This is a genomic window from Neisseria sp. HMSC068C12 (genome assembly GCF_001814095.1).
GTDB classification, from domain to species: domain Bacteria; phylum Pseudomonadota; class Gammaproteobacteria; order Burkholderiales; family Neisseriaceae; genus Neisseria; species Neisseria perflava.
In genome coordinates, this window is the sequence record NZ_KV814776.1 from 95140 (window position 1) to 119159 (window position 24020).

Genomic DNA, 24020 nt, shown 5'->3' on the forward strand with positions numbered 1-24020 from the left:
GAAATAGGAAAATGTCTAATTTGTTTTGCGAACGGAAAACCAAGTGGATCGGTTTGGCTTTTTGGTTGTTGTTTTGGGCGGTTTTGGTGGGAACGATGCTTCACAGCTGCTCTAAGCCGGTGGTGTCGGCGGCGAAGTTGGAAATGTCACGCCGCGAGCGGATGGCGGACTTGGAGGCTCAAGCCTTGGGCGAGCAATACGAGTCGATGAGTACGGAGGAAAAAATGAAGGGGATTGTTTATGAGCGATAAGCCATTGAGCCCTACGGCGAAACAAGAGGCTTTGGATCGGGCGGTAAAGGAAATCCGCGCGAAATATGGTGATAAGGCGATTTTGAAAGGATGTGTGAAATGAGTTTCGGACGACGTAATACGGATTGGCAGGCTTGGGGACAACACCGCAGGCGTACGACGGCGCGAATGGCGCAAAAAAGCCGGGAGCGTGAAATCGAAGAATATCAGGCGCGTTTCAGACGGCCTGTTGACAAGAAGGAGGAGAAAAAATGATTTGGTTTGTTGTCGGATTGGCGGTGTTGGTGCTGCTGGGGATTTGGCTTGAAATGCTGGCCCGAATCGTCGTGTTGCACATGACAGGTAAATGGCATGACGACAATTAAAACGGTAAGTCGTTGATGTTGCTCTATATTTTTTTGCCTTATTGAAAATATAAGATGTTGATTTAAAAGGATTTAAGAAATGAATCAAAAAGAAATTACCGAATGGATCGAAGACCGTGGCGAGCTGATGCTCATGAAGAAGGACGGCGAGGGATTTGTGATTGCCGCGCGTGCGCCGGACGGGATGTGGAAAACGGCGGAGGCGGAAACTTTGGCTCGGGCGATAACTTTATGGGAGGAAGCGTGATGAAGGTATTAGACCCGTGTTGCGGCAGCCGGATGATGTGGTTCGATAAAAATAACCCTGAAGCTGTTTTCGGCGATAAACGCAAAGAAATCCATCTACTGAAAGACCGGAAATATCTGCGCAAACAGGAAATTAATCCCGATGTGGTTATGGATTTTACAAATATCCCTTTTCCTGACAACACGTTCGCAGTAGTGGTTTTCGATCCGCCTCATTTACAAAGAGCGGGAGAAAAATCTTGGCTTGCAAAAAAATACGGGGTGTTGGGCAATGAGTGGAGAGAAGATTTTCGTAAAGGGTTTGCTGAGTGTTTCCGGGTATTGCGTCCTGACGGCATATTGATTTTTAAGTGGAGTGAAAATCAAATCCCTGTGAAAGAGATTCTTGCTCTGACTAACGTAGAACCACTTATTGGGCACGTTAGCATGAAGCATAAGCAAAACCAAACACAGACACATTGGATAACGTTTTTGAAGGAAGAAGCGTCATGAGCATTGGAATGATGATTTATCTCTTGATCTGCGGGCTGATTGGTTTGGCACTGGTGGTTTTGGCACTGATGAGCCTGATTGAAAACTGGTTTAAGCAGCGGACTAAAGCTGTTGTTTTGGATGCCTGCGGTATGTTTTTTGGGTTGATTGTTGTCCTTGTGGCGTTTTTGGCGATTCTTGGGGTGGTTAAATGATTGAAATCAGAAGTAAAAACTTTGTTGCGTACAACGCGAGTGAAAGTGTTTTGGAAAGCATCATCAAGGATGTTTTCACGGGGGCGATGTTAGGGTTTTGTGTGTATATCAGCCATTGGTCAGCCTCAGTGTTTTGGACATTTATCAGCGGTTTGATGTTTTTGTCTTATCTGGGCATTAAGTTGGGCAGGTTGATGCGTGACAAGCAAACTAAGTTTGAAACTTGGTCAGAGTTTAAGACATGGATCGATAAACAAGCTGAACTTGAAAATCACTTGGCAGGTAATGTTCAAATCGTAAAAGGCAATGGAAATGTACAGGCTGGTGGCGATGTTTGGAAGGATAAACAATGAACATCAAATGCCCGAACTGCGGGGCGGTGCATAGTCTGGACAGCTTAATCAACGATGCCGACGCATCGTCTGTATTGCGGGCTGTGTTGGAGATGGATGCTGAAATGGGCAAGGCGGCGATACGGTATATCGGTTTGTTCCGCCCCGCCAAGTCCCAGCTCTCTTGGGCGCGTACCGCGAAACTGCTGAATGAGTTGCTGCCGATGATTAAGGCACAGGAGGCGGCACGCGACGGGGTTTGTTTCCCCGCTCCTACCGAGGCTTGGATTCACGGTTTTAATGAAACCGTTAATGCCCGCGACCAAGGCCGTCTGAAACTGCCCTTAAAGTCGCATGGTTATTTGCTGGAGATTATCAGCCAGTGGCAGGGTTCGGGGGTGCCCTCTCCCCAGCCCTCTCCCACGGGGAGAGGGGGCGAAGGCGGCGCACCGTCCAAGCTGCGGCAGGGTGTGGCAGCCTTGGGCGAATGGGCAGGAGAAGATTGGGCGAAACGAGAAATCGCTTCAGGTTTTACATTGCTTGCCGCGCTCAATCTACCCAACCGACCGGCAGCGCAGGATATGCCGGTAGTTGCGGAAATTTGGTATCGGAAACTGATGGAGAAAAAAGAAATCGTCTCGCCGGAGTATGACCCGATACGGATTCAGACGGGGTTTAAGGTATTGCAGGCGGCGGAAACATGGCCGCACCCCGCCGAACTGCTCCGCAACCTGCCGCCACGGTTGATACCAAGGGCGATGCTGGCAAAGCCCGCGCCGGATAAGGAAAAAGGCCGTCAGAAAATGGCGGAAGTGAAAGATGTTTTAAACAAGAAAGGTAAGTGAAATGAAAGAGTATGTTTTTAAAATCATTGCGGAAAATGGGAAGTGTCGCGTCGAGTTGCCCGAAATCAAGATAAACGGTGAGTATCAAGCTCCCGACCTGATGGCTGCGTTGACAACGGAATTTTTAGACAGCGTATGCAGTGATGCCGCCCGAGATACGGAAGGATTTATCAAGGCTGCTGTCACTAATTTAAAAGCATTGCAACTGGCAAGACAGTTGAGAGATGCAGACCGAAAAGTAAACTAAGAAAGGAAAAAGAAAATGGCTAAAGTCATTATTACCATTAAAGATAGTACCAAAAGCTTATTTGATTTTGAAATCAAAGGATTGGGAGATGATAGTGAAAAAACTCCTGCAATCTTTGCCGGACATGCTGCAGCAGGCTATCTGAGAAAAAGGCAAACAGCACTCCACGAGAATTTTTTAAGTCAAATTTTACGAGACTTATCAGATCAAGATTAAAGGAAAACATCATGATTGAACCGCATGAGTACCGTCTATTGGACGAATATTTAGAGCAAGACTGGGATGCCTTTATCAGTTTTGCTGAGACTAAAGGATTTGAAGCAAGCGAAGTATATCAACTACTCAACAAACTGGAGGAAAAAGCAAATGGCTAAAACCCGAATCAAACAACCCGCTATCGAAGCGGCACAAGACAAAGCGGAAGTTACTGCGTTTATCCGTAAAATCGGCGATTTGCAGCGCGAAGTCAAACGCCTGGAAACCGAAGCCGGAGACAAAAAAGCGGTCATCGAAGAAGAATATGCCGCCAAAGCTGCGCCGATGTGTGCCGAAATCATGAGCCTGACCGAACGTGTGGCCGCATACTGCGAGGCACATAAGGACGAGCTGACGGAAAACGGTAAAACCAAAACTGTGGACTTTACCACCGGCCTGATTAAATGGCGCATCCGTCCGCCATCCGTCAAGGTAACGGGCGTGGCTGCCGTCTTGGCGTGGCTCTCGGAGAAATCCGCCTTTGCCGAGTTTGTCCGCACAAAAAAGGAAATCGACAAAGATGCCATCCTGAATCAAAAAGAGCGTTTTTCAGACGGCCAAGTGCCGGGGATTAAGATTGTGTCGGGGCTTGAGGATTTTGTGATTGAGCCTACTGAGCAGGAGTTGGCGTAGAAGTGTTTTAAAGTCTTTAACAGGGGATTTAACAACAGTTTTAACAAGCTGTTTAAATCTTCTGTTAAATTTTTACAATAAACCATATATTCCAATATTTCCAAATATTTTTAATATAAAACACAATATGTTGTTTTTTCATGATGTAAGGTGGTAAGTAAATCCCGTCCGTTAGAGTTCGCTGGCGTTCACTAGGGTTCGCTTTATTTGAATGAATGTATTAGAATTATAAGAAGATTAACTTCGTTATTAACAAGTGATAGAAGGAAAGATGATGAAAATTACTAGACCAGGAAAAGCACTGCTGGCCGGATTCATTTCGTCTTTCGGCCTGATTGCAGCATCTACTGATGCTCCAGTCAAAAACAAACAAAAGAATGACCGTCAAGCATTAACAAACGATTGGTTGAGTATAGGCAGCGATTTTAGAAAAGCAGTCAAAAAGGTAAGTGCGACACGATGAACAATGAAGATGAATTAAAAAACCGCTCGACAGATACGGGCGGTTTGGTTTTTCCAGCACAAGAAGAGCAAGAGCTCTTAGAAAAAATAGAAGACCGTCCACGCTTAATTCAACAGATTATTGCCCGTCATCATCAGGGGCCTTTGCCTACCCCTGAAGACATGGTAAGTTACAATAACATTATTCCGAATGGTGCAGAGCGGATTATGCAAATGGCGGAAAAAGAGCAGTCTGCACGCTTACAATTTGAGACAAAGGATCAGGAAGAACGGTTTGAGTATCTAAAACAAGAGCAAAATATTAAAAAACGTGGGCAATGGTTTGCCTGTTGGTCAATTATTGTTTTTGCCTCTATTTCCGTTTATTTGATTTACAGCGGTTCGCCTACAGCAGGCGCGTTGTTGATGGGAGCTTCTCTTGCTACTGTAGTTTTGGCTTTTATTGCCGGACGTGGTCAGACGAAAGAATAAAATAGGGAATGATTAAAGGCCGTCTGAAATGGGGTTTAAAACCTGTTTCAGGCAGCCTTTTTGTTTGTAGTCATATTGCGTATAATCAAACAACATTTTGACTATATCATATGAGGATAAATCATGAAGAAACTATTAATTGCCTGCGTAACTTTGGCTTTGGTGTCGATGCCTTTAACTGTACAAGCTAAGGGCCGTCAGCCTTGTTCGGGTAAAAAAGGCGGTGTGTCGCATTGTGCGGGGGATAAGTTTGTATGCCAAGACGGCAGTATTAGTAAATCAAAACGTATTTGTGGCCGTTAATTAAGGTTTTGAAATTTTGGCTGTCTGAATTATTCAGACGGCCTTTTTTGTGCCTATCAGTTTCGCAAAAAAAAACATCGACTTAATACTATATATTGTATTTTATTGGTATAATATTCGCTAATTTATACTATATGTTGTATTGGAGAAATAATGCGCCGGGCGTTGATTGCGAAAATTAAGATTGCTCAAAAGGAGCTGGGCTTGGATGACGGTACCTATCGCGCGGTGTTGGAGCGCGTGACGGGCAAGCGGTCGTGTACTGAGTGCAGTATCCCTGAGCTGGAGCGCGTGGTCGAGGATTTGCGCCAGCATGGGTTTCAGCCGAAAAAGACGGCAGGCCGACGGCCGAACCGCCGCTCTTCCGCCGACCCGATGATGCGCAAAATCGAAGCCCTGCTGCTGGATAACGGCTGGACTTGGAATTATGCGCACGGTACGGCGAAAAAAATGTTTAAGGTTGACCGCGTGGAATGGTTGTCCGACGGCAATATGCACAAGCTGGTGGCGGCGTTGCAGATTGCGGCGAACCGAAGGAAGAAGGAGGAATAGGAATGAGTGTAAGTTGGGAAATGACAGAGCAGGACTTTGAGGATGTGAAACATCTTCTGCCGCAGAGCGTGGTAGCGATGATTACGGTCATCGGGCTTGAAGCGGCGTTTCACATGGTCAAGGTTTGGGGCGGGACGAATTACCCGATTTCCAATCGCCGCCGCAATACGCGCCAGAGCCGTATCTTACACGCACAACTGGTCGAGGACATTGGTGAGGAGGCTGCGGGACGATTGGAGCGAGCTTATGCCGGTCAGCCTTTCTTGGCCATTCCGCGCTGCTGGGACGCGATGCGCGAACTGCGCAACCGGTTCATCCGCCGCCAGTATGATGCGATGAGCGCGGAAGGTTTGAGCGATTTGTTTATTGTGCGCGAGCTGGTGCTGGCTCATCGGCTGTCTACGCGCAATATACGATACATTTTGAAAGAGGCCGACCGCGAGGCGGCGGCAAGAGCGCAGACGGATTTATTTGTAGCTTGATTGTGTTGTGTGTTTCTTGTGAGTGGACCTTTGCCCTGCTTTTTGCAGGGCTTTTTTTTGTCTGCGGAACAGTAAGTGCATTTGTGCCGACCGTCTTATGCCATCTGAAAAGGTTAAATAAGGTTTTAAAAATAAATTGTGATTTGATTTTCGGAGATGTTTATGGGCAAAACTGTAACTTTAACCGCCGGCCACAGCAACACCGACCCGGGCGCGTGCAACGGCTCCGACCGTGAGGCGGACTTGGCGCAGGATATGCGCAACATCGTGGCATCTATCTTGCGCGATGACTACGGCTTGACCGTTAAAACCGACGGCACGGGCAAAGGCAATATGCCGCTGCGCGAAGCTGTAAAGCTGATTCGCGGCTCGGCAGTGGCGATTGAGTTTCACACCAACGCAGCCGTCAGTAAGGCGGCGACAGGCATCGAAGCCCTGTCCACGCCAAAAAACAAACGCTGGTGTCAGGTGTTGAGCAAGGCTGTTGCGAAGGCAACCGGCTGGAAACTGCGCGGCGAAGACGGCTTTAAGCCCGACAATGCCGGCCAGCATACGCGTCTGGCGTATGCGCAGGCAGGCGGCATTGTGTTTGAACCTTTTTTCATAACCAACGACACTGATTTGGCCTTGTTTAAGGCTACTAAATGGGGCATCTGCCGCGCGATTGCGGACGCGATTGCGATGGAATTGGGAGCGGCGAAGGTATGAAAAAGTCTTTGATTGCTTTATCTATTGCCTATTGGGCAAAGTTGAAAAACGGTTTTGGCGTACCGCTGTTACCTGAAATCCAAATCACGCCAAGCCCTGTTCGGGTAGGCTCTTTGAAACAACATCCGAGCCTGCGCTTGGGTAAATCAGGCGTGGCGGCAGCCAAACGCGCAGCGCGTAAACGCAAGAATCGTCGTTAATCATGGGACAGGTTGAGTTTTACGAAAAGATGATTGAGCTATGGTCGGCCAAAAGCCGCGAGGCAAGCGAACAGGCAGACTTGGCTGCGTTCGAATTTGCGGAGGGCGAACTGGCCAATTATCAGGAAATGCTGAAACGGCACCTGCAAACCAAAAGTGTGGAATAGCAATGCGTATTTTGAATATTTTTAAAAACCCGGCGACAGGCAATGTGTCGCACTCGAAACTGTGGGCAAACGTTGCCTGCGCGGCGGGGACGTTTAAGTTTGTGATGTTGCCCGACCCGTCGGCGGAAATTTGGGCGGTGTATTTGGGCATTGTCGGCGGATATGCGGTGGCACGCTCGTTTGTCAGCGTGAAACGTCAGGAGGTCGAGAATGAATCTCGTGAAACTGCTGGCGAATAACTGGCAACCGATTGCCATCATCGCACTTATCGGCACGGGCTTGGCTGTGTCGCACCATCAAGGCTACAAGTCGGCTTTTACGAAGCAGCAGGCGGTCATCGACAAGATGGAAAAAGACAAGGCGCAAGCCCTGCTGTTGTCGGCTCAAAACTACGCCCGCGAGCTGGAACAGGCACGCGCGGAAGCTAAAAAATATGAAGTCAAGGCACACGCCGTCGGCATGGCTTTGGCGAAAAAACAGGCGGAAGTCAGCCGTCTGAAAACGGAAAATAAAAAGGAAATCGAAAATGTCCTTACTCAAGACCGTAAAAATGCAAGCGGTAATTGTATTGACGGCTTTGGCTCTCACGGCCTGCAGCTCTACAACCGCGCCCTCGGCTACGGAAATTAAAGTTGTCGAAAAGGCGGTCATGCCGACACCGCCTGCCGCGTTGATGGTCGCGCCGGTGCGCCCGAATCCGCCGAAAGACGGCAAGACGGCCACGCTGTTGGAACACGCCGCCGAGTTTGGCGGCTATGTGGCAGAGTTGGAAAACCAAAATCAGGCTTGGCGCGATTGGGTCAACAGTCAAGCGGCAGTTGACGGTTCGGAGGGCGCGCGATGACGACTTATCGTGATTTGGTACAACGCACGGTCGCCTGCCGCCATGCGGACTTGGAATTGGGCTTAAGCCGCGCACGCGAGCAAGAGCCGTTTGTCATTCATGTTTCCGACCTGTTGGATAAGGCAGGCATTGAGTACGCAGTGCGTATGGATAAGGATTTTCAGACGACCTTTTGTGTGGAGTTTTCGGCGACCGCCCCTGCTGATGTGATTGGTATTTTGCGTAAATATTACTCAGTCTTTTTTGACGGCCAAAAGGTCGAGGCGGCGAGCCGAAATCCCGAAGGCTATGCGGTGCGTATCGTATTCGGCGATGTGCCGGTTTAAGGGGTTTTAAATGGACTTTGAATTTGGTTTTAAAACCTTGTGGCCGATTGCGACGGCGGCGTTTTGGTTTTGGGTCAACGGCATTTCAGGCCGTCTGAAAGAGGCGGACAAGCGTATCGACGACCTTAAAGAGGAGCTGCACGCGGTCAAGCTCTCTTATCACACCAAGGCGGACGCCAAGGCAGACAGCACTAATATTGCAGCAGCGTTGGAACGAATTGAAAACAAGTTAGAAAAAGTAAACGAAAAACTGGACAGGAAAGCGGACAAATCATGAGCGACCCGATTTTGGAAGCCTTGGCGCGTATTGAAAACAAGACTGATCAAACTCTGAAAAATCAGAAGGAAATGCAGGCGGAAATTGCACAAATCCGCCAAGACACGAAACGCACGGCCATTACATTCGGCGCGATCGGCGGCGGCGTGATTACGGTCGGCTGGGAATTGCTTAAAGCGAAAATGGGACTGTAATTATGGCTCACCCGCAAGAAATCCGTGAAAAGTTACGCCGGCTCTATGTGAGCGGCGAGCAAACTTTGGAAACGGCAGCCTTGATGTGCGAAATCCCGCAGGCCACTGCGCGTGCGTGGAAACGTGCGGATAAGGAAAAAGGCGACGACTGGGACAAGATGCGCGCTGCCTACACTTTGGCCGGCGGCGGTATCGAGGACTTGAGCCGTGCGATGTTGGCCGGTTTTATGGTGCAGTACAACAGTACGATGACGATGCTGCAGGATTCGAGTACCGAAGATTTGTCGCCGTCGGACCGTGCGAAGCTGTTGGCCAGCCTAGCCGATGCGTTTACGAAAACCGTATCAGCCAATGCCCGTGTGATGCCGGAAACGTCAAAACTGGCGACGGCTTTGGAATTGATTGAGTTCTTGATGGCGTTTGTGCAAGAAAAACACCCCAAACATTTGCCTGCCTTTGTGGAGGTATTGGAGCCGTTTGGGGCGGAAGTGGAGAAGAAGTTTGGATAAAGAACCTTTGTTGATTAGTTTTTCCGGTGGTCGCACCAGCGCGTACATGACACATCTGATTATGAATAATCTTGGGTTGTTTACTAATTACACCCCATTTATTGTCTTTGCCAATACGGGCTGCGAACACGAACAAACGCTTGAGTTTATACATCAATGTGAGACAGTGTTTGGCTGGCCGGTAGTATGGTTGGAAGCGGTGATTAATTCTGAACATGGCAAGGGTACTCGGCATAAGGTGGTCAATTTTGAAATAGCATCAAGAAATGGCGAGCCTTATCAGGCGATGATTGCAAAATATACGATACCTAACGTATCCAACCCGCATTGCACAAGAGAACTAAAACTGGCAGTTATAAATTCGTGGGCGCGTGAGAAATTCGGTACGGCAGCCGTTGATACAGCTATTGGTATCAGAGTTGACGAATCGAGACGCATTAAGGCAGATGCTGTCCAAAGAAAAATTATTTATCCATTGGTAGATATATGGCCGTCTGAAAAGCAAGATGTTTTAGATTTCTGGAAAAAACAGCCTTTTGATTTAAACATCCCCGAATATTTAGGCAACTGTGTCTGGTGTTTTAAAAAGTCGGATGCCAAGTTACTTAATGCGTTAAATGATGCCTCCGAATACTTTGAATTTCCAAAAATGATGGAGCGGCTATATCCGAACGGTAGAGATGGCTCGCCCGTTTTTTTCTTTCGTCGGCATCGTACCGTTTCCGACCTTGAAAAATTAAAAGAAATTGTTGAACCAACAGTAAGTTATACCCATCAAGGTGGATGTTCTGAATCGTGCGAATTTTTACAGGCTGTCTGAATGAAGAACAAAGATTTCCTCAAATCCCTGTCCGTCCTTGCTGCCAGTCTGCGCCAAGTCATCGAAGCGGAAGTGGACGGCTTTGATGCGTCGCCCAAGGCTATTGCTGCACGCCGTACCAAGGTATTTGACCCGGTAGGCGGTTACGAATATTTCGTAAATACCTACTTCCCCCATTATATCCGCTCGCCTGAGAAATCCGAACTGCATGCGTTTTTATTCAGCCGTCTGCCGGAGATTATCCGCTCCCCCAAAGGGGAAAATGAGGCGGTGGGTGCGCCGCGCGGCGAGGGTAAATCGACGCAGGTTACCCAGCTGTTTACGCTGTGGTGTATTGTGACCGGCCAAAAACATTATGCCGTTATTGTGATGGACAGCATAGACCAGGCATACCCGATGCTCGAAGCCATCAAGGCGGAATTGGAATTTAATCCGCGCCTGAAAACCGACTTCCCAGAAGTGTGCGGACAAGGCCGTGTATGGCAGGCCGGTACGATTGTTACGGCCAATGACGTTAAGGTGCAAGTGGCCGGTAGCGGTAAAAAGCTGCGCGGTTTGCGTCACGGCCCTTACCGTCCTGACTTAACTGTTTTGGACGATATTGAGAATGACGAGCAAGTCCGCAATCCCGAACAGCGCGACAAGCTCAATGCGTGGCTGACTAAAACGGTATTGCCTCTGGGCGGGGTCGGCCAGAAATACGATGTGATCTATATCGGCACGATTTTGCATTACGACAGCGTACTGAATCGCACTTTAAATAACCCGTTTTGGCACGGTATTAAGTTTAAGGCGATGAAACGCTGGCCCGACCGCATGGATTTGTGGGACCGCTGGGAGGAACTTTTCCGCAACGACGGCGAGACGGTGGCCGAGGCGTTTTATCTCGCCAACAAAGACGAGATGGAGCGCGGCGCACAAACAAGCTGGGCGGCTCGCGGCGTACTCGCGCTGATGAAAATCCGCGCCCGCGACGGCCATGCGACATTTGACAGTGAGTACCAAAACGACCCGGTCAGCGGCGAAGATGCGCCGTTTGCCGAAAACATCAAATACTGGTCGGAATTGCCGGACGATTTGGTGTACTACGGCGCGCTCGACCCGTCATTGGGTAAAGCGGGCGCGGGGCGTGACCCGTCGGCGATTTTGGTCGGCGGTTATCAGAAATCAACAGGCCGTCTGTTTGTAACCGTTGCCCAAGTCAAAAAACGCCTGCCCGATTTGATTATCGAGGACGTGATCCGCATCCAAAAAGAGGCGCGGGTCAAGCCGGTATTGTGGGTGGTGGAGACGGTGCAATTCCAAGAGTTTCTCAAGGACGAGTTGATTAAGCGCGGGGCGCGTTTGGGTGTGCATATTCCGGTGCGCGGTATCAAGCCGTCATCGGACAAGATGTTGCGGATTGAGACCTTACAGCCACATATGGCAAACGGGCTGATTTTGCTCAACCCCGACCAAAAGACGCTGATTAGCCAGTTGCGTCACTTCCCGAAAGCCGACCACGACGATGGCCCCGATGCGTTGCATATGCTGTGGATGGCGGCAACGACGGGCAATGTATCAAACAGAGCGCGGGCGATTGATTTGCCTGTGCCGATGTTGGAGATTTAACAATGTGTGATGGAAAACGTATAACCGCTCGTGAAAAAGAGCTGACAGAGGATGTTGAGTACCTCGAGCGTGGTTTGGATAAAGCGATTGCACATCTGCAAGAGGTTGTCTCCTGCTATAAGGCTGGGCGGCTATTAAATCTACATTTTATTGTCGCTGGAATTGAAGGTTTTTTGGCGGCCCGTGGCGAAGAGTATTGATTTTAAGGTCGTCTGAAAACGGTTTCAGACGACCTTTGGAGTAAGAAAATATGTTCGGATTGATTAAAAGCGCAACGCGAAAAACCGCCATCAAGACATTGACGAGCGCGACCGAAGATGCGCTGGAAAGCCTGTTTTCCAATATGGAGGGCACGGACGCGCTGCTTTCGCGTCTCGGCGTGGACAGACAGCAGGCATTGGACGCGGTGGTAAGCGATGACGAGGTGGCTGCCTGTTTGGAGGATTTGCATTCCGCCATGCAGAACAAGGCGTGGCGCATTTATGGCGAGGACTTGAATGACGATGACAAAGACCGCTTGTGGAAAACGCTGAAACGCCATCTGCCCGCACTTGCCGAAATCGTGTTGACGGCGCGTTTGGGCGGCTATGGTGTCGGTCGGTACGTTTATCAGCCCGAACCCGACGGCTTTTTGACGATTAAGCATATCAGCAACAAAAGCGGCGAATTGGCGAAATACGTTCCCTACCGCGACGGCTCGCTGGTGTATCGCGGCACCGGCGGCGAGGAAGCCTGCAATACGGACGTGCTGTATCTCTTTATTACCCACCGCGCCACTTCAACCAATCCTGCGGGCGAAATGGCGGCGGCGCGGCTTTATGCGCCGGTTGCGTTGCGTAAAAAAGGCTTTATTTATGCGGCACAATTCATCACGCGCTACGCCCAGCCTTATCTGATTGCCAAAATCCAAGCCAACAGCAACGACGACCACGACAGTTTCATGAGCCGTTTTTACCGTTTTGTGAGCGGCGGCGCATTGAGTATCGAACGCGAAGACGATGTGATGATGCTGCAAAACAGCGCGGACGGTCAGGCATTCCGCCGACTGGAAAACCTTGCCAATGCGCGTATCCAAAAAACGCTGTTAGGCAAAGTTAAAACCAGCGACCTTGAGACCGCCAGCCGCGCGAGCCAAGAGACCGAAGAAAACAATCGCGACGAGCGTATCGGCGCGTATCTCGCTCTGTTCTCCCGCGCTGCACAGCACTTTATCGACGCGCTCGTGATGGTTAACAATGCCTACGGCAAGCCGATTAATGCGCCCAAAGGCGTATGGTTTGAGTTTGAAGACGAAATCAAGGTCGATAAAACCCGCGCCGAACGCGACAAGATGTATATGGATACGGGGCAGCTCGTGTTGACCGAAACCTACTACCGCGACATCTTGGGCTTTGAGCCGGAACATTTCGAGCTGCGCGACCCGAAAGCGTCGTCTGAAAACCCTGCGCCCGCCAAATTCAGCCTGCGCTTGTCTGACGCTCTTGCCCATAATGCGCCCGATACGGCGGAGCAGGCAATCACCCGCCCGAAAATGGAAGCAGTGTTGGGTTTATTGGAAAGCTGCAAAGACTACGCGGAATTTGAGGCAAAGCTGTCCGAACTTGATTTGAGCAAGGGCGACAATCTCTTGATCCAGCGTTTGGTTTCAGACGGCCTTTCGGCTTGGGCTGACGGAGCGGGCGATGGACGGGATTGAATACAACTTCACGGGGCTGGTCGATAAAGCCGCTTTCGAGCATTTCAAGGCTAAGAAAATCCTGCCCGGGTTTTCGCATTACGACGTTTGGCTGTATCAGCACAGCCTTGCCTTTACCGTCGCCAAGATGATGGACGCGGATATGCTTGCGGAGGTCAAAGACGCCGTCGAATCCGCGCAGAAAAACGGTACGGCATTCGCCGATTTTAAAAAGCGTTTAAAACCGTATTTGATGGCGAAAGGCTGGTGGGGCGAGCAAGTGATGACCGACCCGCTGGACGGCGAGCCGAAATTGGTACAGCTCGGCAGCACACGTCGTCTGAAAACCATCTTTAATACCAATATGCAAACCGCCTTTGCAGCGGGGCAGTGGCAGCGGATTCAGGCAAATAAAAAAGCCCTGCCGTATTTGCGCTACAACCATTCCGCCGCCGGGCATCCGCGCGACAGCCATAAACGCTACTACGGCTTAGTCCTGCCGGTTGACCACGATATTTGGAAGGTTATCTTCCCACCCAACGGCTACGGTTGTAAATGTTCGGTGTCCTCACTGACCCGTCGGCAGGCGGAGCGCGAGGGTATCAGCGGCGAGCCTGATGTGGATATGGTTGAGTTTACCAATCCGCGCACAGGCAAAACGGTATTGATACCCGACGACATCACGCCGAGCTTCGCGCACAACCACGGCGACCGATTGGGCGCGATGGACGCGCTGTTTGGCGAGAAAAACGGCGAAGAGGCTCTGGCCGCCATGATTGCCGAGCGTGAGGCGTGGCTGGACAAGCGGTATAGCGTGCCGTCTGATAAAGTGGCGGTGTTGGCTTTGTCAGACAAGGTGTCGGAAAAAGAAGTGCGTAGGCTGACAAAAGAGCAGTCTGCCAACAATACCAAAGACCACGAAGCGAGAGCTGCGGCAGCGTGGCAGGCTGAAACGGGCGACAGGCTGGAAGTGTTCGATTTGGCGGTAGAAAAAGGCAAAGGACAAGCCGATTATCTGATTGTTTCAGACGACCTGCCCCGTGAGAAATGGGTAAAACTGGATTTTATGTTTACCGAAAATCCCGAACGTGCGGAATTGATGAACCGTTATTTTGCGCACACCGCCGACGCATGGAAAGGGAAGGTTGACAATATTCAAGAGCATTTCAACAAAGCCGATATTGTCCCGCTTGATTTACGCCATCTGAATGCGGCAAACCGGCATAAATTGTTGCAGTATGTGTTATCATTGCCGAAAGAACAGCGGGATAAAGTCCGCTTATTGGTAAAAATATCGGAGTAAGTCATGCCGTCTGAACTGTATGTCAGCCGCGAAGTAAAAGTATTTTTAGGCGGGAAAACCGCCCCGTCCGAATTGTTGGACTATCTGTACCCGCGTCTTGCCGAAATCGACAAGGAAGCAGCCGACCAAATGCAGGGCGAGTTTTCGGGCTGCGTATTTTCGATTGCGGATTTGTCCGCTGCGGCATTCGCCCGTGTGCGCGGATGGATACTTGAGGCAGCAGAAAAGTCCGAGTGGATTAAGCCGTACAAGTCCGAATTGAAAGCCGCGCTTGAAGCTGATCCGAGATTTAAACCTGTATAACCCGAAGGTCGTCTGAAACCGTTTCAGACGACCTTTTTTCATAACCGCCCAAATTTCGCGTTTAAGCGCGTTTTATCGGTCAGGATAGGCAAAGATATATCCGAGAGTTTAAATGCAATCTGACACGATTCTAAAGCGGTTTTAAAGTGGGTATTTTCATATTTTACGCATGAGGATTTTCAAAGGCCGTCTGAAACCTGATATTCGGGTTTTAGGCGGCTTTTGCATTTGGATTGGGAAGTGAAATCCTGCCGTCCGTCTTTTTGAACTTGGCAAGGCAAAATGGAGCAATGGATACGAACAACACCCCCCTCAAAATCAAATTGTCCGCCGCGCTGCCGGTTGCCCTGGCGACCGGTGCCGACAAGGTGCGTACTTTTAAAGGCATTGCCAATTCGGGCAAGCCCTTCGGCTACGGCGATTATCAGACAGTCGTCGATTTGGCCCAGCTGTCACACAAAGCGTCCGTCCCCGTCCTGTTGGAGCATTCTCCCGTCAAGATGGCGGGCGTGTGCAGCCTGTCGGTAACGGCGGACGGCCTGATTGCGGAAGGCAGTCTGTTGTCCAACGAGTTTGGCACGCAGATCGCCGAAGCAGCCGACCAAGGTTTCCCTTGGGAAATGTCGGTTTACGCGCAGGCGGAATCCTACGAGGAGCTGGCGGCGGGCGCAGTATTGTCCGTCAACGGCAACGAGGTAACCGGGCCGGCCGTCATCCTGCGCCGTTGTGCGATACGCGAGGTGTCGTTTACCGCCGTCGGCGTGGACGGCGAGACGGAGGCGGTGGTGTTGTCGGACGGCAGTCCATTGCCGGATATTTTTAAACAACCTTTGGAGTTATCTATGACACCCGAAGAAAAGCAAGCGTTTGACGACCTGAAAGCGGAAGTCGATACGCTCAAGGCTGAAAAAGCCGAAGCCGAGAAAAAGCTAAAAGAAGCCGAAGCGGCTGCCAAGAAAAACCAAGTCAAGGCGAAATTGTCCGCCGCCGGCTTTAAGGAAGGCGAAAACGGCAAGTTTGAAGGCTTGTCCGACGCAACCATGACCGTGCTTTTGTCTGCCGACATCGAAGCGGCAGAAGCCATGATTGCCGATCTAAAGCCGAAAGCCACCCAGTCTGCCGTACCACCCGCACTGTTGAGCGAAGGCGCAGGCAAAGGCGAATCCGAACACACCGGCGAGGCGGAGGGCAAATTCTCCGTCGCCAGCCACAAAGGCTTATTGGGAGGTTCTTATGTCTAAAGTCAAAACCGAAATCTTAGGCCCTGCTATTTCCGACTTTTTGAAATACGAAGCGACGCCGTTGACGCGTGTGGCTGTTGCTGCCGATGCCGGTACTAAAGCGGGTAGTTTTGTGACGTATCCGCTACGCAATAAAAAACTTGTTGCTTTAACAGATGAAGCTGATGGGAAAGTTATTGTTCAGCCGCTCAATTGCATCATTGAGTGTAAGGATATTTTTATCCAAGCTAAAGCTGCATTTCAGTCCGCCGCGGTTATGGAAAAAGAAGGTGACGCGTATGGGATTGTTTACGTCAACCTGCAGAAATTCGGCGCATCTGATGCTTAATTATTTGAAATAAGGAAAAAATATGCCTTTATCTGACAACAGCAAATTTGGCGTGCAGGCTTTGACCACCGCCGTCAACAAAATCGACCCGGGCGCAAGCCAAATCCGCGAATTGGGTATTTTCGAACCCGAATATCTGACCACCACCTACGCCGACATTGAGTTCCAAGACGGCAAAGTCCACTTGGTAGCCAGCAAAGAGCGCGGTACGGCCGGCCAGGCGGTCGAAAGTCCGAAACGCACCGTGCGTCCCGTCAAAATCCCACACCTGCCGATTCATGACGTCATCCGCGCGGACGACGTGCAGAACCTGCGTGCTTTCGGCACAACCCAAGCCGCGACCGTCATGGACAAGGTCAACGAAAAGCTGGCCGGCGGCAAATCCGACCTTGAATACACCCGTGAGCACCTGATGCTCGGCGCGTTGCAAGGCAAGATTTTGGATGCGGACGGCAGCGTGATTTTGGACATCAATACCGATTTCAAAGTGCAGCGCAAAACACAAGACATCGAATTGTCGAAAGATACGACCAAAGTCGGCGCGGTATTGGACAAGCTCTTGTCCGAACAACGCCAAAAATTCAACGGTGCGCAAGTGCGCGGCTGGGTTGTCTATTGCGGCATGGAGTTTTTGAGTGCACTCAAAGAGCATAAGTCTATCTTCGAAGTGTACAAACGCTTTGACGAAGCACGCGCCTACCGCGAAGGCGATACGCTCAATCCGACCGAGTTTGTCCACAAAGGCATCCGCTTTATCGAGTATGCCAACCATTTCGGCAGCGACGCCGACATCGGTGCGGACAAAGCCATTCTGCTGCCGGTTGGCCGCAATCTCTACAAAGAGTATTTCGCGCCTGCCGACATGAACGCGACCGTCAACACCCGCGCCCTGCCGTATTACGCCAGCCGCGAGAAGTTGCAGCATGACAAAGGCTGGAGCCTGCATATGCAATCCAATCCATTGCCGATTGCGCTGCGCCCCGAGTTGTTGGCAACGCTGACTATGTCTTAAACGGATTTCAGACGGCCTTTAAGGCAGTTTTAAAGGCCGTCTGAAAACGGAGGACGGCATGATTACCATCCAAGACATGATTACCCGCTTCGGTGAGCAGGAAATGGCGGAGCGGTCGAATCATGAGAACTACGAAACCATAGACGAAGCGGTGATGGTGGCGGCAATTGCCGACGCGGAAGAAGAAGCGGCAAGCTACCTTCGGGCGGCGAAACTGTTTTTTACCAACGACACCGCGCCGCAGGTTTTGAAAATCAAAGTCTGCGACATCGCCCGCTACTACCTCTACGACGATGCGGTAACAGGTATTGTCGAAGAGCGTTATCAGTCGGCAATCGCTTGGCTGAAGATGGTCGTCAAAAATCCGAATATGCTGGACGAAAGCCGAGTATCGGATGACCGCAGACCGTCAACGTGTGCCGTTTATGTGAATGCCGAACCCGATTTGCGGGAATGGCTGAAGGAGTAGGCAATGCGGATTACGGTATCGCACGACTTGTCGCGTATCGCCCAAAGCCTGAACCGCCTGTCGGGCAGGTTGAACGGCAGCCTTGAAGAGCCTTTGCGCGCTATCGGCGGCATCCTCGAATCTTCGACCCGCCGCCGTATCGCCGAAACCAAAACCGCGCCTGACGGCAAACGCTGGCAGGATGTCAGCCCCGCTACGGCAGAAGCCAAAAACGGACGCGGCGGGATTTTGGTGGACTACGGCAACCTCTTGGCAAGCATTACGCACGAGGCATCGGCAAAAAGCGTGATTACCGGCTCGGTAATGGGCTACTCGGTTTATGTGCAGGAAGGCACGAAAACCATGCCTGCCCGCCCGTTTTTGGGCTTGTCTTCGCAAGATTATCAGGACATTGACGATTTAATGTCCGATTGGCTGGAAGGATTGATTGTCTGATATGGCTTTAAAACAGCATGAAAACTTATTGGCGGTCTATCCCGAAATCCTAGGCCGTCTGAAAACCGTCAAAGGCATTAAGGCGGTCAAGGAGATTGGCGAACTTGCCGAGCTGCTCGCCCAAGGCGCGGCGAAGCGCAAAGCCGCCCCGCTGGACGGCGCGGTCTATGTCGTTTACGGCGGCTCAACCTTTGCCGACGAAGCGAAAAACGGCAAATTCCTCAAATCGACGCTGCACTTTACCTTCGTCCTCGCGCGAAGCTACACCGCCAACGGCAAATCCACGCTGTACGAGGTCGGCGAGACCCTGACGGCAATCCAACAGGCGTTTTCTGGCTGGGACGCGGGCGACGAATATGCCGTTACCCCTTTCCGCCGCATCGCCTCGCCATCCATCGAATACAACGACGGCTTTGCTTTTTACCCCATTTCATTCGCCTGCGACACCGTGCAGGCGGCAAACTAAAGGAGCTGCCACATGGCAAAACAAAACGACCACGGCTTAATTTTTGAGGGCGACGTCAAGGTGCGCAACCTCAATCAAAAAGGCTCGGGCTTTATCGAAATCGGCAACACCACCGCCCTGACCACGCAAACCAGCGTGGAAACCAAAGAGCGCGTGTCCAAGCAAAAAGGCACTTACGGCAGCGCACTCGACAGCCTGAAAACCGTCAAGCCCACCGAAATCGGCCTGAAACTCGACACCTTCGACAAAGACAACCTCGCGCTTGCCCTGATGGGCGAAGCCGCCGTCATCGCGGCTACGGCGGAGACCGTTACCGGCGAGACCGTGACCATCGGCAAAAAAGGCATGGCGTACAAACTGGCAAACGGCAACATCGACCCGGCTACCGTCAAAGTCAAAAACAAGTCAAACGCAAATGTTGATGCCAAGCATTTGGATATTAATGCCACCTTGGGCATGATTACCATCCTGCCGGCCGCCGATACCGTCAACGACGGCGAAAACATCACCGTCGACTACAAAACCCGCGATTCCGGCGGCTATAAAGTGTCCGCAGCCACCTTGTCCCGCTTGGATTTGGAAATCTACGTCGACGGCCGCAACCGCGTTACCGGCGAGACCGGCATCCTGCATATCCCCCATGCCGTACTGGCGGCGGACGGCAGTATCGACTGGTTCGGCGACGACTTTAATACGGCGGAATTCAAAGGCACGGCGGTGTTGGCTTCGGGCGAAACTTCGACCTATTCCTTCACGTCGTACAACAACTAAAGATTCGGTAATAAACAAAGGCCGTCTGAAACTGGCTTCTGCGTGTAGGCGCAGCGGCGGCAGGTTCCAGACGGCCTTTTTTAAACGGGTTTTAAAACAGGATTAAATCATGGCGAATATTCAGGCAGGTTTAGAGATTAAGGCGGGCGTGTCCGGCGTTGAAAACATCGACGCGCTGGCGCAGTCCATCGAGGCAGCGGGCATCGATACGGGCAAGCTGACCACCGAAGCGAAAGAGCTGGGCGCAACGCTGGCCAAAGCACAAGCGCAACAGGCGGCAATTGCAGAATATAAGGCGTTGTCGGCGGAATTGGACAATACCGCCAAAGAAATGCGCGCGCTGGACGAGCTGACCGCGACGTTGGAGAAATCCATGCGCGGCGGCGGTACGCAGCAACAGCAGGCCGATTTGGCGAAACTGCGTGCCGAATCCGAACGCCTGGCAAAAAGCGAAACCGAGCTGACAGGCAAGCTGTATGCCGCCCGCGATGCGATGTCGGTGTCGGGCGTGTCCGTCAAAAATCTTGCCGCCGAAGAGGCGCGCCTGTCGTCCGAATCCGCCGCCGCAACAGCGCAGCTCGACCGCCTGACCGCCGAAGCGCAAACCCTAAAAGCCATTGCTGATGCAAAAATCCAGCTCGGCATCGATACCGACGACAAGGCACGGCAGGAAATCCAAAAGACCAAAGACGCCTACGAATTGCTTAAAAACAGCGGCACGCTCTCGCATGAAGAATTAGCCCGGGCGGCGCAGTTGCAGGAAGGCAAGGTGCGCGAACTTGAAGCCAGCCTGAAAGGCGTGAAGCCGTCTATTTCCGAAATTGCCTCTGAAGTTCAAGGTTTGGTCGGTAAGGCAGGCGGCTTGGCGTTTGCCGCCAAAGAGGCGATGAAGTTTGAGACTGCGATGGCGGGCGTGAAAAAAGTCGCCGAAGGTACGGACGAGCAGTACGCCAAACTTTCAGACGAGCTGAAAAAAATGAGTGCGGAATTGGGCATTTCCGCCGCCGAAATGGCGGATCTTGCCGCTGCCGGCGGACAGCTCGGCATCCCGATTGAGAAGTTGTCGGAATTTACCGCCATCGCGTCTAAGATGTCGGTTGCCTTTGGCATGACTGCTGAAGAGGCAGGCAATGCCGCCGCGACGATTGCCAACGTGTTCCAGCTCCCGATTGGAGAAGTCGAGAAGCTCGGTGATGCCATCAACGTTTTGGGCAACAATACCGCCGCCCGTGAAAAAGACATTGTTGCGGCGATGGCGCGTATCGGCGGTACGGCCAAGCAGTTCGGACTGGCCGCCGACGAAGCTGCCGCGCTTGCCGACGCCTTTATCGCCTTGGGCAAACCGCCCGAAGTAGCGGCGACCGCCATCAATGCCATGCTGCAAAAACTGCAAACCGCGCAAAGCCAGGGCAAGGGCTTTCAGGCAGCCTTGGAAGGTATCGGTACGTCTGCCGACGAGATGGCAGCCAATATCGCCGCCAATCCGCAGCAGGCTTTAACGGACTTCTTGCACAAACTCGAAGGCTTGGACAAACAAAGCCGCGCCCTAATGCTCTCGCAACTCTTCGGCACGGAATACAGCGACGACATTGCCCTCTTGGTCGGCTCACTGGGCGAATACGAAAAGGCTTTGGGTTTGGTCGCTGACAAGGGACAAGTCGTCGGCGCGATGCAAAAAGAGGTGGCAAACGCCATGTCCACCAGCGAGGCGCAAATCAACAAAGCCAAGCAGGAAATCATCAACGTTGCCATCGAGGTCGGCGAAAAGCTGCTGCCTTTGGTGTCTCTATTGGCGAGTACGGCCGGCAGTGTGGCAAGCGCAATCGGAGCGATTACCGAAGAGTTTCCGGTTTTGACGCAACTTGCCACGCTGTTTGCAGCAGGCGCAGTTGCCGTCAAGGCTTATGAGGCGGCTGTCCGCCTGACTGGTGGTGCGGTATCAGCATCATTTGCGACCCAGCGTGTCGGAATTGAAGCAACCAAAGCATCTATCCTGTCGACCACTGTCGCTGCACGAGAGCTGGGCATTGCGCTCAAATCCGCTGCTGCCGGTAACGGTTTCGGTAATGGCGCGGCTGCTGCGGGAGCATTGGCTCAAAATCTCAAGACGGCGGCATCCAATGCCGGATTACTTTTTGCGGCTTTTGAGGTCGGCCGTGGTGTGGGCGGCTGGCTGCGCGAAAACACGGATTTAGCAAAAATTTTCGGCGATAACCTCGCCCGTATTCCTGCCATTTTGGATAGTCTGTTTACCACCGGCGGTCTCGACAAGTATCACGAGTTTTTCAAAACCGAAGCCCAAATTAAGCGCGAGTTGGAGATAGCGGATAAAAAAGCCCAGGAAGCTGCCGAAAAAGCCGCCGTCGCCAAGAAAAAAGCTGCCGAAGAAGAGGCAGCCGCCGTCAAAGCCCTGCAAGCCGAATATCGTGCGTCTGCAACAGAGTTGTCAGCGTTGGAACACAGTATGGCCGCCTTGCGTGCAGACGGTCGAGAAACCAGCGACTTTTACAGTGAGCTGGCAATCAAGCTGGAAAACGTGCGTACCAAAACCGCCGAACTGAAAGCCGAACTTGATAAGAAAAACGTCAAAATCAGCGCAGATACAGGCGAGCTTGCCGCAGCACAAAAAGCCCTTGAGGCTTTGGGTTTGACGGCGGAAGAGGTAACCACCGGCATGAGCAAAAAGGCGGCGGAAGGTATTGCCAATTTTTCGCGTGTCGCCTCTCAGTTTGGTAATGATGCCGAGCAGATGGGCCGGGTGTTTCAGGCCGCGCTCAAGCAGATGGACAGTAAAGAATCAACCGATGCTCTTTTGGCCGAATTGGAAAAGGTAGGCAAACAATCCGGGCTGACGGCCGAGGAAATTAAGAAAATCGGAGATACGGCAAGGGAGTCGACGGACAAGGTTGCCGACGCCTTCGCCAAAATCGGCGTGGACAGCAAGGCCGTGATGACAGGTATCAGCAGCGACGCGCGGCAGGCATTCGCTGATTTTCAGACAGCCTCGACAGAAGCGGCGGCCGCCGGTCAAAAAGATGCCAAGCTAATACAGGCAGCCTTTGAGGCCATGATGGGCAAACTTAAAAGCAAGGAGGAATTTGCCGAGTTTCAACACCAGCTCAAAGCCAGCGGAGACGCGGCACTGTTGACGCAGGAACAGCTTGCCCGGTTGGGCGACGCGGCTTCGGGCGGTGCGGAAAAAGCCAAAACCGCCTATCAAGGGTTAAATGATACTGCCGCTAAAACAGGCGAAGCCGCGAAAGCCGCGCATGAAAAAGGCTCGCAAGCGGCGGAAAACCATGCCCAATCGGTCAGAAAAGTGGCGACAGCCAACAAAGAGGCGGCAGCAGAGGCAGACAATGCAGCCAAAGCGGCAGCAAATGCGTCTAAATCGTTTAGTGATTACGGCTACCGTCTGACGCAAACGGCAGGCTTTTACAAGCTCAATAATGAGCAGCTAGATTTGATGAACCGACAGTTTTCCGGGATTAAGTTGGGCATGGAGGCCACATTCCGCGCTGCTCAGATGAAAGAGTACACGCAACAGATTTACAACGCGAATACCGCGATGCAAAGGCTGACCAATGCTGCTGCTCAAGGCGCAGTGACACAGGATATCTTGAACGATGCGGCCAGCGCGGCATCTCGTGCTGCCGATAAATTGGGGAATACTGAGCTGACAAAATTCCGCAATGCGATATCCGATGCCCAACGCCGGCTGAATGCCCTGCGTCAAGAAGCACATGATGCAACCCGCGCGCTTGAGGCCGAGCTTGCCGAGCTTAATGGTAATACGGAAGCGGTTTATTCTTTGCAGCAAGAAAGAAAAATCCGTGAGCTGCAACAAAAACTCGACAATGCCAACCGCCTCAAACAAACCGACGTTGCGCGCGAATATCAGCGTCAAATCGATTTGCAGCAACAGATTTACAACAGGCAGCGCAGCAAGCGCGCCGAATCTGCCGCGCAAGAGCAAGTCCGCAACCAAGGTTCGTATGGTAACAGTAATGCCGCCCAGCGGTTGCAACAAATCGGCAATCCGCAGGTTAATATCGACCCGGAAAAGCTTAACCAAATTTTGGCGCAGCGCGACCAAGCGGTTGCTGAGAAAGCTGTTAACGGTTTTATGAATAGTTTACAAGCTTCATTAAAGCGCACGACATAATTCAGACGGCCTGCAACCATCTGACTGCAACCATGCCAAGCCCCGATTTTCGGGGCTTTTGTTTTA

At 51.6% G+C, this 24020-nt stretch carries 40 protein-coding genes; all 40 read left to right on the plus strand.

Features of this window, described 5'->3' with window-relative positions; all coding sequences use genetic code 11:
* Positions 1 to 11: 11 nt before the first annotated feature.
* Positions 12 to 251: a hypothetical protein gene (locus tag HMPREF2952_RS00475; protein ID WP_063076373.1), complete on the plus strand. Its 240-nt coding sequence runs from the start codon at positions 12 to 14 to the stop codon at positions 249 to 251.
* Positions 252 to 350: 99 nt separating this feature from the next.
* On the plus strand, positions 351 to 506 hold the full coding sequence (locus HMPREF2952_RS11285) for a hypothetical protein (RefSeq protein ID WP_168162973.1): 156 nt from the start codon (positions 351 to 353) through the stop codon (positions 504 to 506).
* Positions 507 to 695: 189 nt separating this feature from the next.
* The gene (locus HMPREF2952_RS11290; protein ID WP_168162972.1) at positions 696 to 863 is read left to right on the plus strand and encodes a hypothetical protein; all 168 of its coding nucleotides are present in this window, start codon (positions 696 to 698) and stop codon (positions 861 to 863) included.
* The gene (locus HMPREF2952_RS00480) at positions 863 to 1354 is read left to right on the plus strand and encodes a class I SAM-dependent methyltransferase (protein ID WP_070695162.1); all 492 of its coding nucleotides are present in this window, start codon (positions 863 to 865) and stop codon (positions 1352 to 1354) included. The genes HMPREF2952_RS11290 and HMPREF2952_RS00480 overlap by 1 nt, the downstream gene beginning before the upstream one ends.
* A complete protein-coding gene (locus HMPREF2952_RS00485; protein WP_049343825.1) occupies positions 1351 to 1548 on the plus strand; it encodes a hypothetical protein in 198 nt (65 codons plus the stop codon). Before HMPREF2952_RS00480 ends, HMPREF2952_RS00485 begins: the two co-directional genes overlap by 4 nt.
* Entirely contained in the window at positions 1545 to 1901 is a 357-nt protein-coding gene (locus HMPREF2952_RS00490) for a hypothetical protein (protein WP_070646213.1), read from the plus strand. The genes HMPREF2952_RS00485 and HMPREF2952_RS00490 overlap by 4 nt, the downstream gene beginning before the upstream one ends.
* Entirely contained in the window at positions 1898 to 2725 is an 828-nt protein-coding gene (locus HMPREF2952_RS00495) for a hypothetical protein (RefSeq protein ID WP_070646210.1), read from the plus strand. Before HMPREF2952_RS00490 ends, HMPREF2952_RS00495 begins: the two co-directional genes overlap by 4 nt.
* Position 2726: 1 nt before the next feature.
* On the plus strand, positions 2727 to 2972 hold the full coding sequence (locus tag HMPREF2952_RS00500; RefSeq protein ID WP_049343831.1) for a hypothetical protein: 246 nt from the start codon (positions 2727 to 2729) through the stop codon (positions 2970 to 2972).
* A gap of 15 nt (positions 2973 to 2987) precedes the next feature.
* Positions 2988 to 3188, plus strand: a complete 201-nt coding sequence (locus HMPREF2952_RS00505; protein ID WP_049230751.1) for a hypothetical protein — start codon at positions 2988 to 2990, stop codon at positions 3186 to 3188.
* A gap of 11 nt (positions 3189 to 3199) precedes the next feature.
* Positions 3200 to 3346 carry a hypothetical protein gene (locus HMPREF2952_RS11295; RefSeq protein WP_168162674.1) on the plus strand — a complete coding sequence of 49 codons (147 nt, stop codon included), beginning with the start codon at positions 3200 to 3202 and terminating at the stop codon, positions 3344 to 3346.
* Entirely contained in the window at positions 3339 to 3860 is a 522-nt protein-coding gene (locus HMPREF2952_RS00510; protein ID WP_049343832.1) for a host-nuclease inhibitor Gam family protein, read from the plus strand. Before HMPREF2952_RS11295 ends, HMPREF2952_RS00510 begins: the two co-directional genes overlap by 8 nt.
* A gap of 271 nt (positions 3861 to 4131) precedes the next feature.
* Entirely contained in the window at positions 4132 to 4323 is a 192-nt protein-coding gene (locus HMPREF2952_RS00515) for a hypothetical protein (protein ID WP_141751115.1), read from the plus strand.
* On the plus strand, positions 4320 to 4793 hold the full coding sequence (locus HMPREF2952_RS00520) for a DUF2335 domain-containing protein (protein WP_070646204.1): 474 nt from the start codon (positions 4320 to 4322) through the stop codon (positions 4791 to 4793). The genes HMPREF2952_RS00515 and HMPREF2952_RS00520 overlap by 4 nt, the downstream gene beginning before the upstream one ends.
* 123 nt (positions 4794 to 4916) lie before the next feature.
* Entirely contained in the window at positions 4917 to 5096 is a 180-nt protein-coding gene (locus HMPREF2952_RS10765; RefSeq protein ID WP_082815512.1) for a YdcA family protein, read from the plus strand.
* Between the two features lie 153 nt (positions 5097 to 5249).
* Positions 5250 to 5648 carry a gp16 family protein gene (locus tag HMPREF2952_RS00525; RefSeq protein ID WP_070646201.1) on the plus strand — a complete coding sequence of 133 codons (399 nt, stop codon included), beginning with the start codon at positions 5250 to 5252 and terminating at the stop codon, positions 5646 to 5648.
* 2 nt (positions 5649 to 5650) lie between these two features.
* The gene (locus HMPREF2952_RS00530) at positions 5651 to 6130 is read left to right on the plus strand and encodes a Mor transcription activator family protein (RefSeq protein ID WP_070646199.1); all 480 of its coding nucleotides are present in this window, start codon (positions 5651 to 5653) and stop codon (positions 6128 to 6130) included.
* A gap of 162 nt (positions 6131 to 6292) precedes the next feature.
* Positions 6293 to 6838 (plus strand): N-acetylmuramoyl-L-alanine amidase, encoded by a 546-nt coding sequence (locus HMPREF2952_RS00535; RefSeq protein WP_070646196.1) that lies wholly within the window; start codon positions 6293 to 6295, stop codon positions 6836 to 6838.
* The gene (locus HMPREF2952_RS00540; protein WP_070646193.1) at positions 6835 to 7038 is read left to right on the plus strand and encodes a hypothetical protein; all 204 of its coding nucleotides are present in this window, start codon (positions 6835 to 6837) and stop codon (positions 7036 to 7038) included. The genes HMPREF2952_RS00535 and HMPREF2952_RS00540 overlap by 4 nt, the downstream gene beginning before the upstream one ends.
* Positions 7039 to 7067: 29 nt before the next feature.
* A complete protein-coding gene (locus HMPREF2952_RS11130; protein ID WP_210398388.1) occupies positions 7068 to 7205 on the plus strand; it encodes a hypothetical protein in 138 nt (45 codons plus the stop codon).
* Between the two features lie 2 nt (positions 7206 to 7207).
* On the plus strand, positions 7208 to 7444 hold the full coding sequence (locus tag HMPREF2952_RS00545) for a hypothetical protein (protein ID WP_070695163.1): 237 nt from the start codon (positions 7208 to 7210) through the stop codon (positions 7442 to 7444).
* Positions 7416 to 7835 carry a hypothetical protein gene (locus tag HMPREF2952_RS00550; RefSeq protein WP_070695164.1) on the plus strand — a complete coding sequence of 140 codons (420 nt, stop codon included), beginning with the start codon at positions 7416 to 7418 and terminating at the stop codon, positions 7833 to 7835. Before HMPREF2952_RS00545 ends, HMPREF2952_RS00550 begins: the two co-directional genes overlap by 29 nt.
* Positions 7732 to 8049 carry a hypothetical protein gene (locus HMPREF2952_RS11595; protein ID WP_210398386.1) on the plus strand — a complete coding sequence of 106 codons (318 nt, stop codon included), beginning with the start codon at positions 7732 to 7734 and terminating at the stop codon, positions 8047 to 8049. The genes HMPREF2952_RS00550 and HMPREF2952_RS11595 overlap by 104 nt, the downstream gene beginning before the upstream one ends.
* Entirely contained in the window at positions 8046 to 8375 is a 330-nt protein-coding gene (locus HMPREF2952_RS00560; RefSeq protein ID WP_063076057.1) for a hypothetical protein, read from the plus strand. The genes HMPREF2952_RS11595 and HMPREF2952_RS00560 overlap by 4 nt, the downstream gene beginning before the upstream one ends.
* 10 nt (positions 8376 to 8385) lie before the next feature.
* Positions 8386 to 8652, plus strand: coding sequence for a hypothetical protein (locus tag HMPREF2952_RS00565; protein ID WP_004520458.1), 267 nt, complete (start codon positions 8386 to 8388; stop codon positions 8650 to 8652).
* A complete protein-coding gene (locus HMPREF2952_RS00570; RefSeq protein ID WP_049343850.1) occupies positions 8649 to 8846 on the plus strand; it encodes a hypothetical protein in 198 nt (65 codons plus the stop codon). The genes HMPREF2952_RS00565 and HMPREF2952_RS00570 overlap by 4 nt, the downstream gene beginning before the upstream one ends.
* A gap of 2 nt (positions 8847 to 8848) precedes the next feature.
* Positions 8849 to 9355 (plus strand): DUF1804 family protein, encoded by a 507-nt coding sequence (locus HMPREF2952_RS00575; protein WP_049337983.1) that lies wholly within the window; start codon positions 8849 to 8851, stop codon positions 9353 to 9355.
* Positions 9348 to 10175 carry a phosphoadenosine phosphosulfate reductase domain-containing protein gene (locus tag HMPREF2952_RS00580; protein WP_141750523.1) on the plus strand — a complete coding sequence of 276 codons (828 nt, stop codon included), beginning with the start codon at positions 9348 to 9350 and terminating at the stop codon, positions 10173 to 10175. The genes HMPREF2952_RS00575 and HMPREF2952_RS00580 overlap by 8 nt, the downstream gene beginning before the upstream one ends.
* Complete coding sequence (terL, locus tag HMPREF2952_RS00585; RefSeq protein ID WP_070695165.1) at positions 10176 to 11786, plus strand: phage terminase large subunit; 1611 nt, start codon at positions 10176 to 10178, stop codon at positions 11784 to 11786. It begins immediately after the preceding gene.
* 2 nt (positions 11787 to 11788) lie between these two features.
* Entirely contained in the window at positions 11789 to 11986 is a 198-nt protein-coding gene (locus HMPREF2952_RS00590) for a hypothetical protein (protein ID WP_063076052.1), read from the plus strand.
* A 50-nt stretch (positions 11987 to 12036) separates the two neighbouring features.
* Complete coding sequence (locus HMPREF2952_RS00595) at positions 12037 to 13482, plus strand: phage portal protein family protein (protein ID WP_070646296.1); 1446 nt, start codon at positions 12037 to 12039, stop codon at positions 13480 to 13482.
* The gene (locus tag HMPREF2952_RS00600; RefSeq protein ID WP_070646299.1) at positions 13469 to 14764 is read left to right on the plus strand and encodes a phage minor head protein; all 1296 of its coding nucleotides are present in this window, start codon (positions 13469 to 13471) and stop codon (positions 14762 to 14764) included. Before HMPREF2952_RS00595 ends, HMPREF2952_RS00600 begins: the two co-directional genes overlap by 14 nt.
* A gap of 3 nt (positions 14765 to 14767) precedes the next feature.
* Positions 14768 to 15067 (plus strand): glycine cleavage system H protein, encoded by a 300-nt coding sequence (locus HMPREF2952_RS00605; protein ID WP_070646302.1) that lies wholly within the window; start codon positions 14768 to 14770, stop codon positions 15065 to 15067.
* A gap of 290 nt (positions 15068 to 15357) precedes the next feature.
* Positions 15358 to 16308, plus strand: a complete 951-nt coding sequence (locus tag HMPREF2952_RS00610; RefSeq protein WP_070646305.1) for a hypothetical protein — start codon at positions 15358 to 15360, stop codon at positions 16306 to 16308.
* Positions 16301 to 16636, plus strand: a complete 336-nt coding sequence (locus tag HMPREF2952_RS00615) for an oxaloacetate decarboxylase alpha chain (RefSeq protein ID WP_070646308.1) — start codon at positions 16301 to 16303, stop codon at positions 16634 to 16636. The genes HMPREF2952_RS00610 and HMPREF2952_RS00615 overlap by 8 nt, the downstream gene beginning before the upstream one ends.
* A gap of 22 nt (positions 16637 to 16658) precedes the next feature.
* Positions 16659 to 17648, plus strand: a complete 990-nt coding sequence (locus HMPREF2952_RS00620) for a major capsid protein (RefSeq protein WP_070695166.1) — start codon at positions 16659 to 16661, stop codon at positions 17646 to 17648.
* Positions 17649 to 17706: 58 nt separating this feature from the next.
* The gene (locus tag HMPREF2952_RS00625; RefSeq protein WP_070646310.1) at positions 17707 to 18117 is read left to right on the plus strand and encodes a phage protein Gp36 family protein; all 411 of its coding nucleotides are present in this window, start codon (positions 17707 to 17709) and stop codon (positions 18115 to 18117) included.
* A 3-nt stretch (positions 18118 to 18120) separates the two neighbouring features.
* Positions 18121 to 18552, plus strand: coding sequence for a phage virion morphogenesis protein (locus tag HMPREF2952_RS00630; protein WP_070646313.1), 432 nt, complete (start codon positions 18121 to 18123; stop codon positions 18550 to 18552).
* A gap of 1 nt (position 18553) precedes the next feature.
* Positions 18554 to 19018 carry a phage tail terminator protein gene (locus HMPREF2952_RS00635; RefSeq protein ID WP_070646315.1) on the plus strand — a complete coding sequence of 155 codons (465 nt, stop codon included), beginning with the start codon at positions 18554 to 18556 and terminating at the stop codon, positions 19016 to 19018.
* A 12-nt stretch (positions 19019 to 19030) separates the two neighbouring features.
* Positions 19031 to 19789, plus strand: a complete 759-nt coding sequence (locus tag HMPREF2952_RS00640; RefSeq protein ID WP_070646318.1) for a phage tail tube protein — start codon at positions 19031 to 19033, stop codon at positions 19787 to 19789.
* Between the two features lie 109 nt (positions 19790 to 19898).
* Entirely contained in the window at positions 19899 to 23954 is a 4056-nt protein-coding gene (locus tag HMPREF2952_RS00645; protein WP_070646321.1) for a phage tail tape measure protein, read from the plus strand.
* The last annotated feature ends 66 nt before the right edge of the window (positions 23955 to 24020 follow it).

Bases quoted from the DNA above. Each gene is read 5' to 3' on its own strand.
- HMPREF2952_RS00475 (WP_063076373.1), top strand. From the start codon at position 12: ATGTCTAATTTGTTTTGCGAACGGAAAACCAAGTGGATCGGTTTGGCT.
- HMPREF2952_RS11285 (WP_168162973.1), top strand. From the start codon at position 351: ATGAGTTTCGGACGACGTAATACGGATTGGCAGGCTTGGGGACAACAC.
- HMPREF2952_RS11290 (WP_168162972.1), top strand. From the start codon at position 696: ATGAATCAAAAAGAAATTACCGAATGGATCGAAGACCGTGGCGAGCTG.
- HMPREF2952_RS00480 (WP_070695162.1), top strand. From the start codon at position 863: ATGAAGGTATTAGACCCGTGTTGCGGCAGCCGGATGATGTGGTTCGAT.
- HMPREF2952_RS00485 (WP_049343825.1), top strand. From the start codon at position 1,351: ATGAGCATTGGAATGATGATTTATCTCTTGATCTGCGGGCTGATTGGT.
- HMPREF2952_RS00490 (WP_070646213.1), top strand. From the start codon at position 1,545: ATGATTGAAATCAGAAGTAAAAACTTTGTTGCGTACAACGCGAGTGAA.
- HMPREF2952_RS00495 (WP_070646210.1), top strand. From the start codon at position 1,898: ATGAACATCAAATGCCCGAACTGCGGGGCGGTGCATAGTCTGGACAGC.
- HMPREF2952_RS00500 (WP_049343831.1), top strand. From the start codon at position 2,727: ATGAAAGAGTATGTTTTTAAAATCATTGCGGAAAATGGGAAGTGTCGC.
- HMPREF2952_RS00505 (WP_049230751.1), top strand. From the start codon at position 2,988: ATGGCTAAAGTCATTATTACCATTAAAGATAGTACCAAAAGCTTATTT.
- HMPREF2952_RS11295 (WP_168162674.1), top strand. From the start codon at position 3,200: ATGATTGAACCGCATGAGTACCGTCTATTGGACGAATATTTAGAGCAA.
- HMPREF2952_RS00510 (WP_049343832.1), top strand. From the start codon at position 3,339: ATGGCTAAAACCCGAATCAAACAACCCGCTATCGAAGCGGCACAAGAC.
- HMPREF2952_RS00515 (WP_141751115.1), top strand. From the start codon at position 4,132: ATGATGAAAATTACTAGACCAGGAAAAGCACTGCTGGCCGGATTCATT.
- HMPREF2952_RS00520 (WP_070646204.1), top strand. From the start codon at position 4,320: ATGAACAATGAAGATGAATTAAAAAACCGCTCGACAGATACGGGCGGT.
- HMPREF2952_RS10765 (WP_082815512.1), top strand. From the start codon at position 4,917: ATGAAGAAACTATTAATTGCCTGCGTAACTTTGGCTTTGGTGTCGATG.
- HMPREF2952_RS00525 (WP_070646201.1), top strand. From the start codon at position 5,250: ATGCGCCGGGCGTTGATTGCGAAAATTAAGATTGCTCAAAAGGAGCTG.
- HMPREF2952_RS00530 (WP_070646199.1), top strand. From the start codon at position 5,651: ATGAGTGTAAGTTGGGAAATGACAGAGCAGGACTTTGAGGATGTGAAA.
- HMPREF2952_RS00535 (WP_070646196.1), top strand. From the start codon at position 6,293: ATGGGCAAAACTGTAACTTTAACCGCCGGCCACAGCAACACCGACCCG.
- HMPREF2952_RS00540 (WP_070646193.1), top strand. From the start codon at position 6,835: ATGAAAAAGTCTTTGATTGCTTTATCTATTGCCTATTGGGCAAAGTTG.
- HMPREF2952_RS11130 (WP_210398388.1), top strand. From the start codon at position 7,068: ATGATTGAGCTATGGTCGGCCAAAAGCCGCGAGGCAAGCGAACAGGCA.
- HMPREF2952_RS00545 (WP_070695163.1), top strand. From the start codon at position 7,208: ATGCGTATTTTGAATATTTTTAAAAACCCGGCGACAGGCAATGTGTCG.
- HMPREF2952_RS00550 (WP_070695164.1), top strand. From the start codon at position 7,416: ATGAATCTCGTGAAACTGCTGGCGAATAACTGGCAACCGATTGCCATC.
- HMPREF2952_RS11595 (WP_210398386.1), top strand. From the start codon at position 7,732: ATGTCCTTACTCAAGACCGTAAAAATGCAAGCGGTAATTGTATTGACG.
- HMPREF2952_RS00560 (WP_063076057.1), top strand. From the start codon at position 8,046: ATGACGACTTATCGTGATTTGGTACAACGCACGGTCGCCTGCCGCCAT.
- HMPREF2952_RS00565 (WP_004520458.1), top strand. From the start codon at position 8,386: ATGGACTTTGAATTTGGTTTTAAAACCTTGTGGCCGATTGCGACGGCG.
- HMPREF2952_RS00570 (WP_049343850.1), top strand. From the start codon at position 8,649: ATGAGCGACCCGATTTTGGAAGCCTTGGCGCGTATTGAAAACAAGACT.
- HMPREF2952_RS00575 (WP_049337983.1), top strand. From the start codon at position 8,849: ATGGCTCACCCGCAAGAAATCCGTGAAAAGTTACGCCGGCTCTATGTG.
- terL (WP_070695165.1), top strand. From the start codon at position 10,176: ATGAAGAACAAAGATTTCCTCAAATCCCTGTCCGTCCTTGCTGCCAGT.
- HMPREF2952_RS00590 (WP_063076052.1), top strand. From the start codon at position 11,789: ATGTGTGATGGAAAACGTATAACCGCTCGTGAAAAAGAGCTGACAGAG.
- HMPREF2952_RS00595 (WP_070646296.1), top strand. From the start codon at position 12,037: ATGTTCGGATTGATTAAAAGCGCAACGCGAAAAACCGCCATCAAGACA.
- HMPREF2952_RS00600 (WP_070646299.1), top strand. From the start codon at position 13,469: ATGGACGGGATTGAATACAACTTCACGGGGCTGGTCGATAAAGCCGCT.
- HMPREF2952_RS00605 (WP_070646302.1), top strand. From the start codon at position 14,768: ATGCCGTCTGAACTGTATGTCAGCCGCGAAGTAAAAGTATTTTTAGGC.
- HMPREF2952_RS00610 (WP_070646305.1), top strand. From the start codon at position 15,358: ATGGATACGAACAACACCCCCCTCAAAATCAAATTGTCCGCCGCGCTG.
- HMPREF2952_RS00615 (WP_070646308.1), top strand. From the start codon at position 16,301: ATGTCTAAAGTCAAAACCGAAATCTTAGGCCCTGCTATTTCCGACTTT.
- HMPREF2952_RS00620 (WP_070695166.1), top strand. From the start codon at position 16,659: ATGCCTTTATCTGACAACAGCAAATTTGGCGTGCAGGCTTTGACCACC.
- HMPREF2952_RS00625 (WP_070646310.1), top strand. From the start codon at position 17,707: ATGATTACCATCCAAGACATGATTACCCGCTTCGGTGAGCAGGAAATG.
- HMPREF2952_RS00630 (WP_070646313.1), top strand. From the start codon at position 18,121: ATGCGGATTACGGTATCGCACGACTTGTCGCGTATCGCCCAAAGCCTG.
- HMPREF2952_RS00635 (WP_070646315.1), top strand. From the start codon at position 18,554: ATGGCTTTAAAACAGCATGAAAACTTATTGGCGGTCTATCCCGAAATC.
- HMPREF2952_RS00640 (WP_070646318.1), top strand. From the start codon at position 19,031: ATGGCAAAACAAAACGACCACGGCTTAATTTTTGAGGGCGACGTCAAG.
- HMPREF2952_RS00645 (WP_070646321.1), top strand. From the start codon at position 19,899: ATGGCGAATATTCAGGCAGGTTTAGAGATTAAGGCGGGCGTGTCCGGC.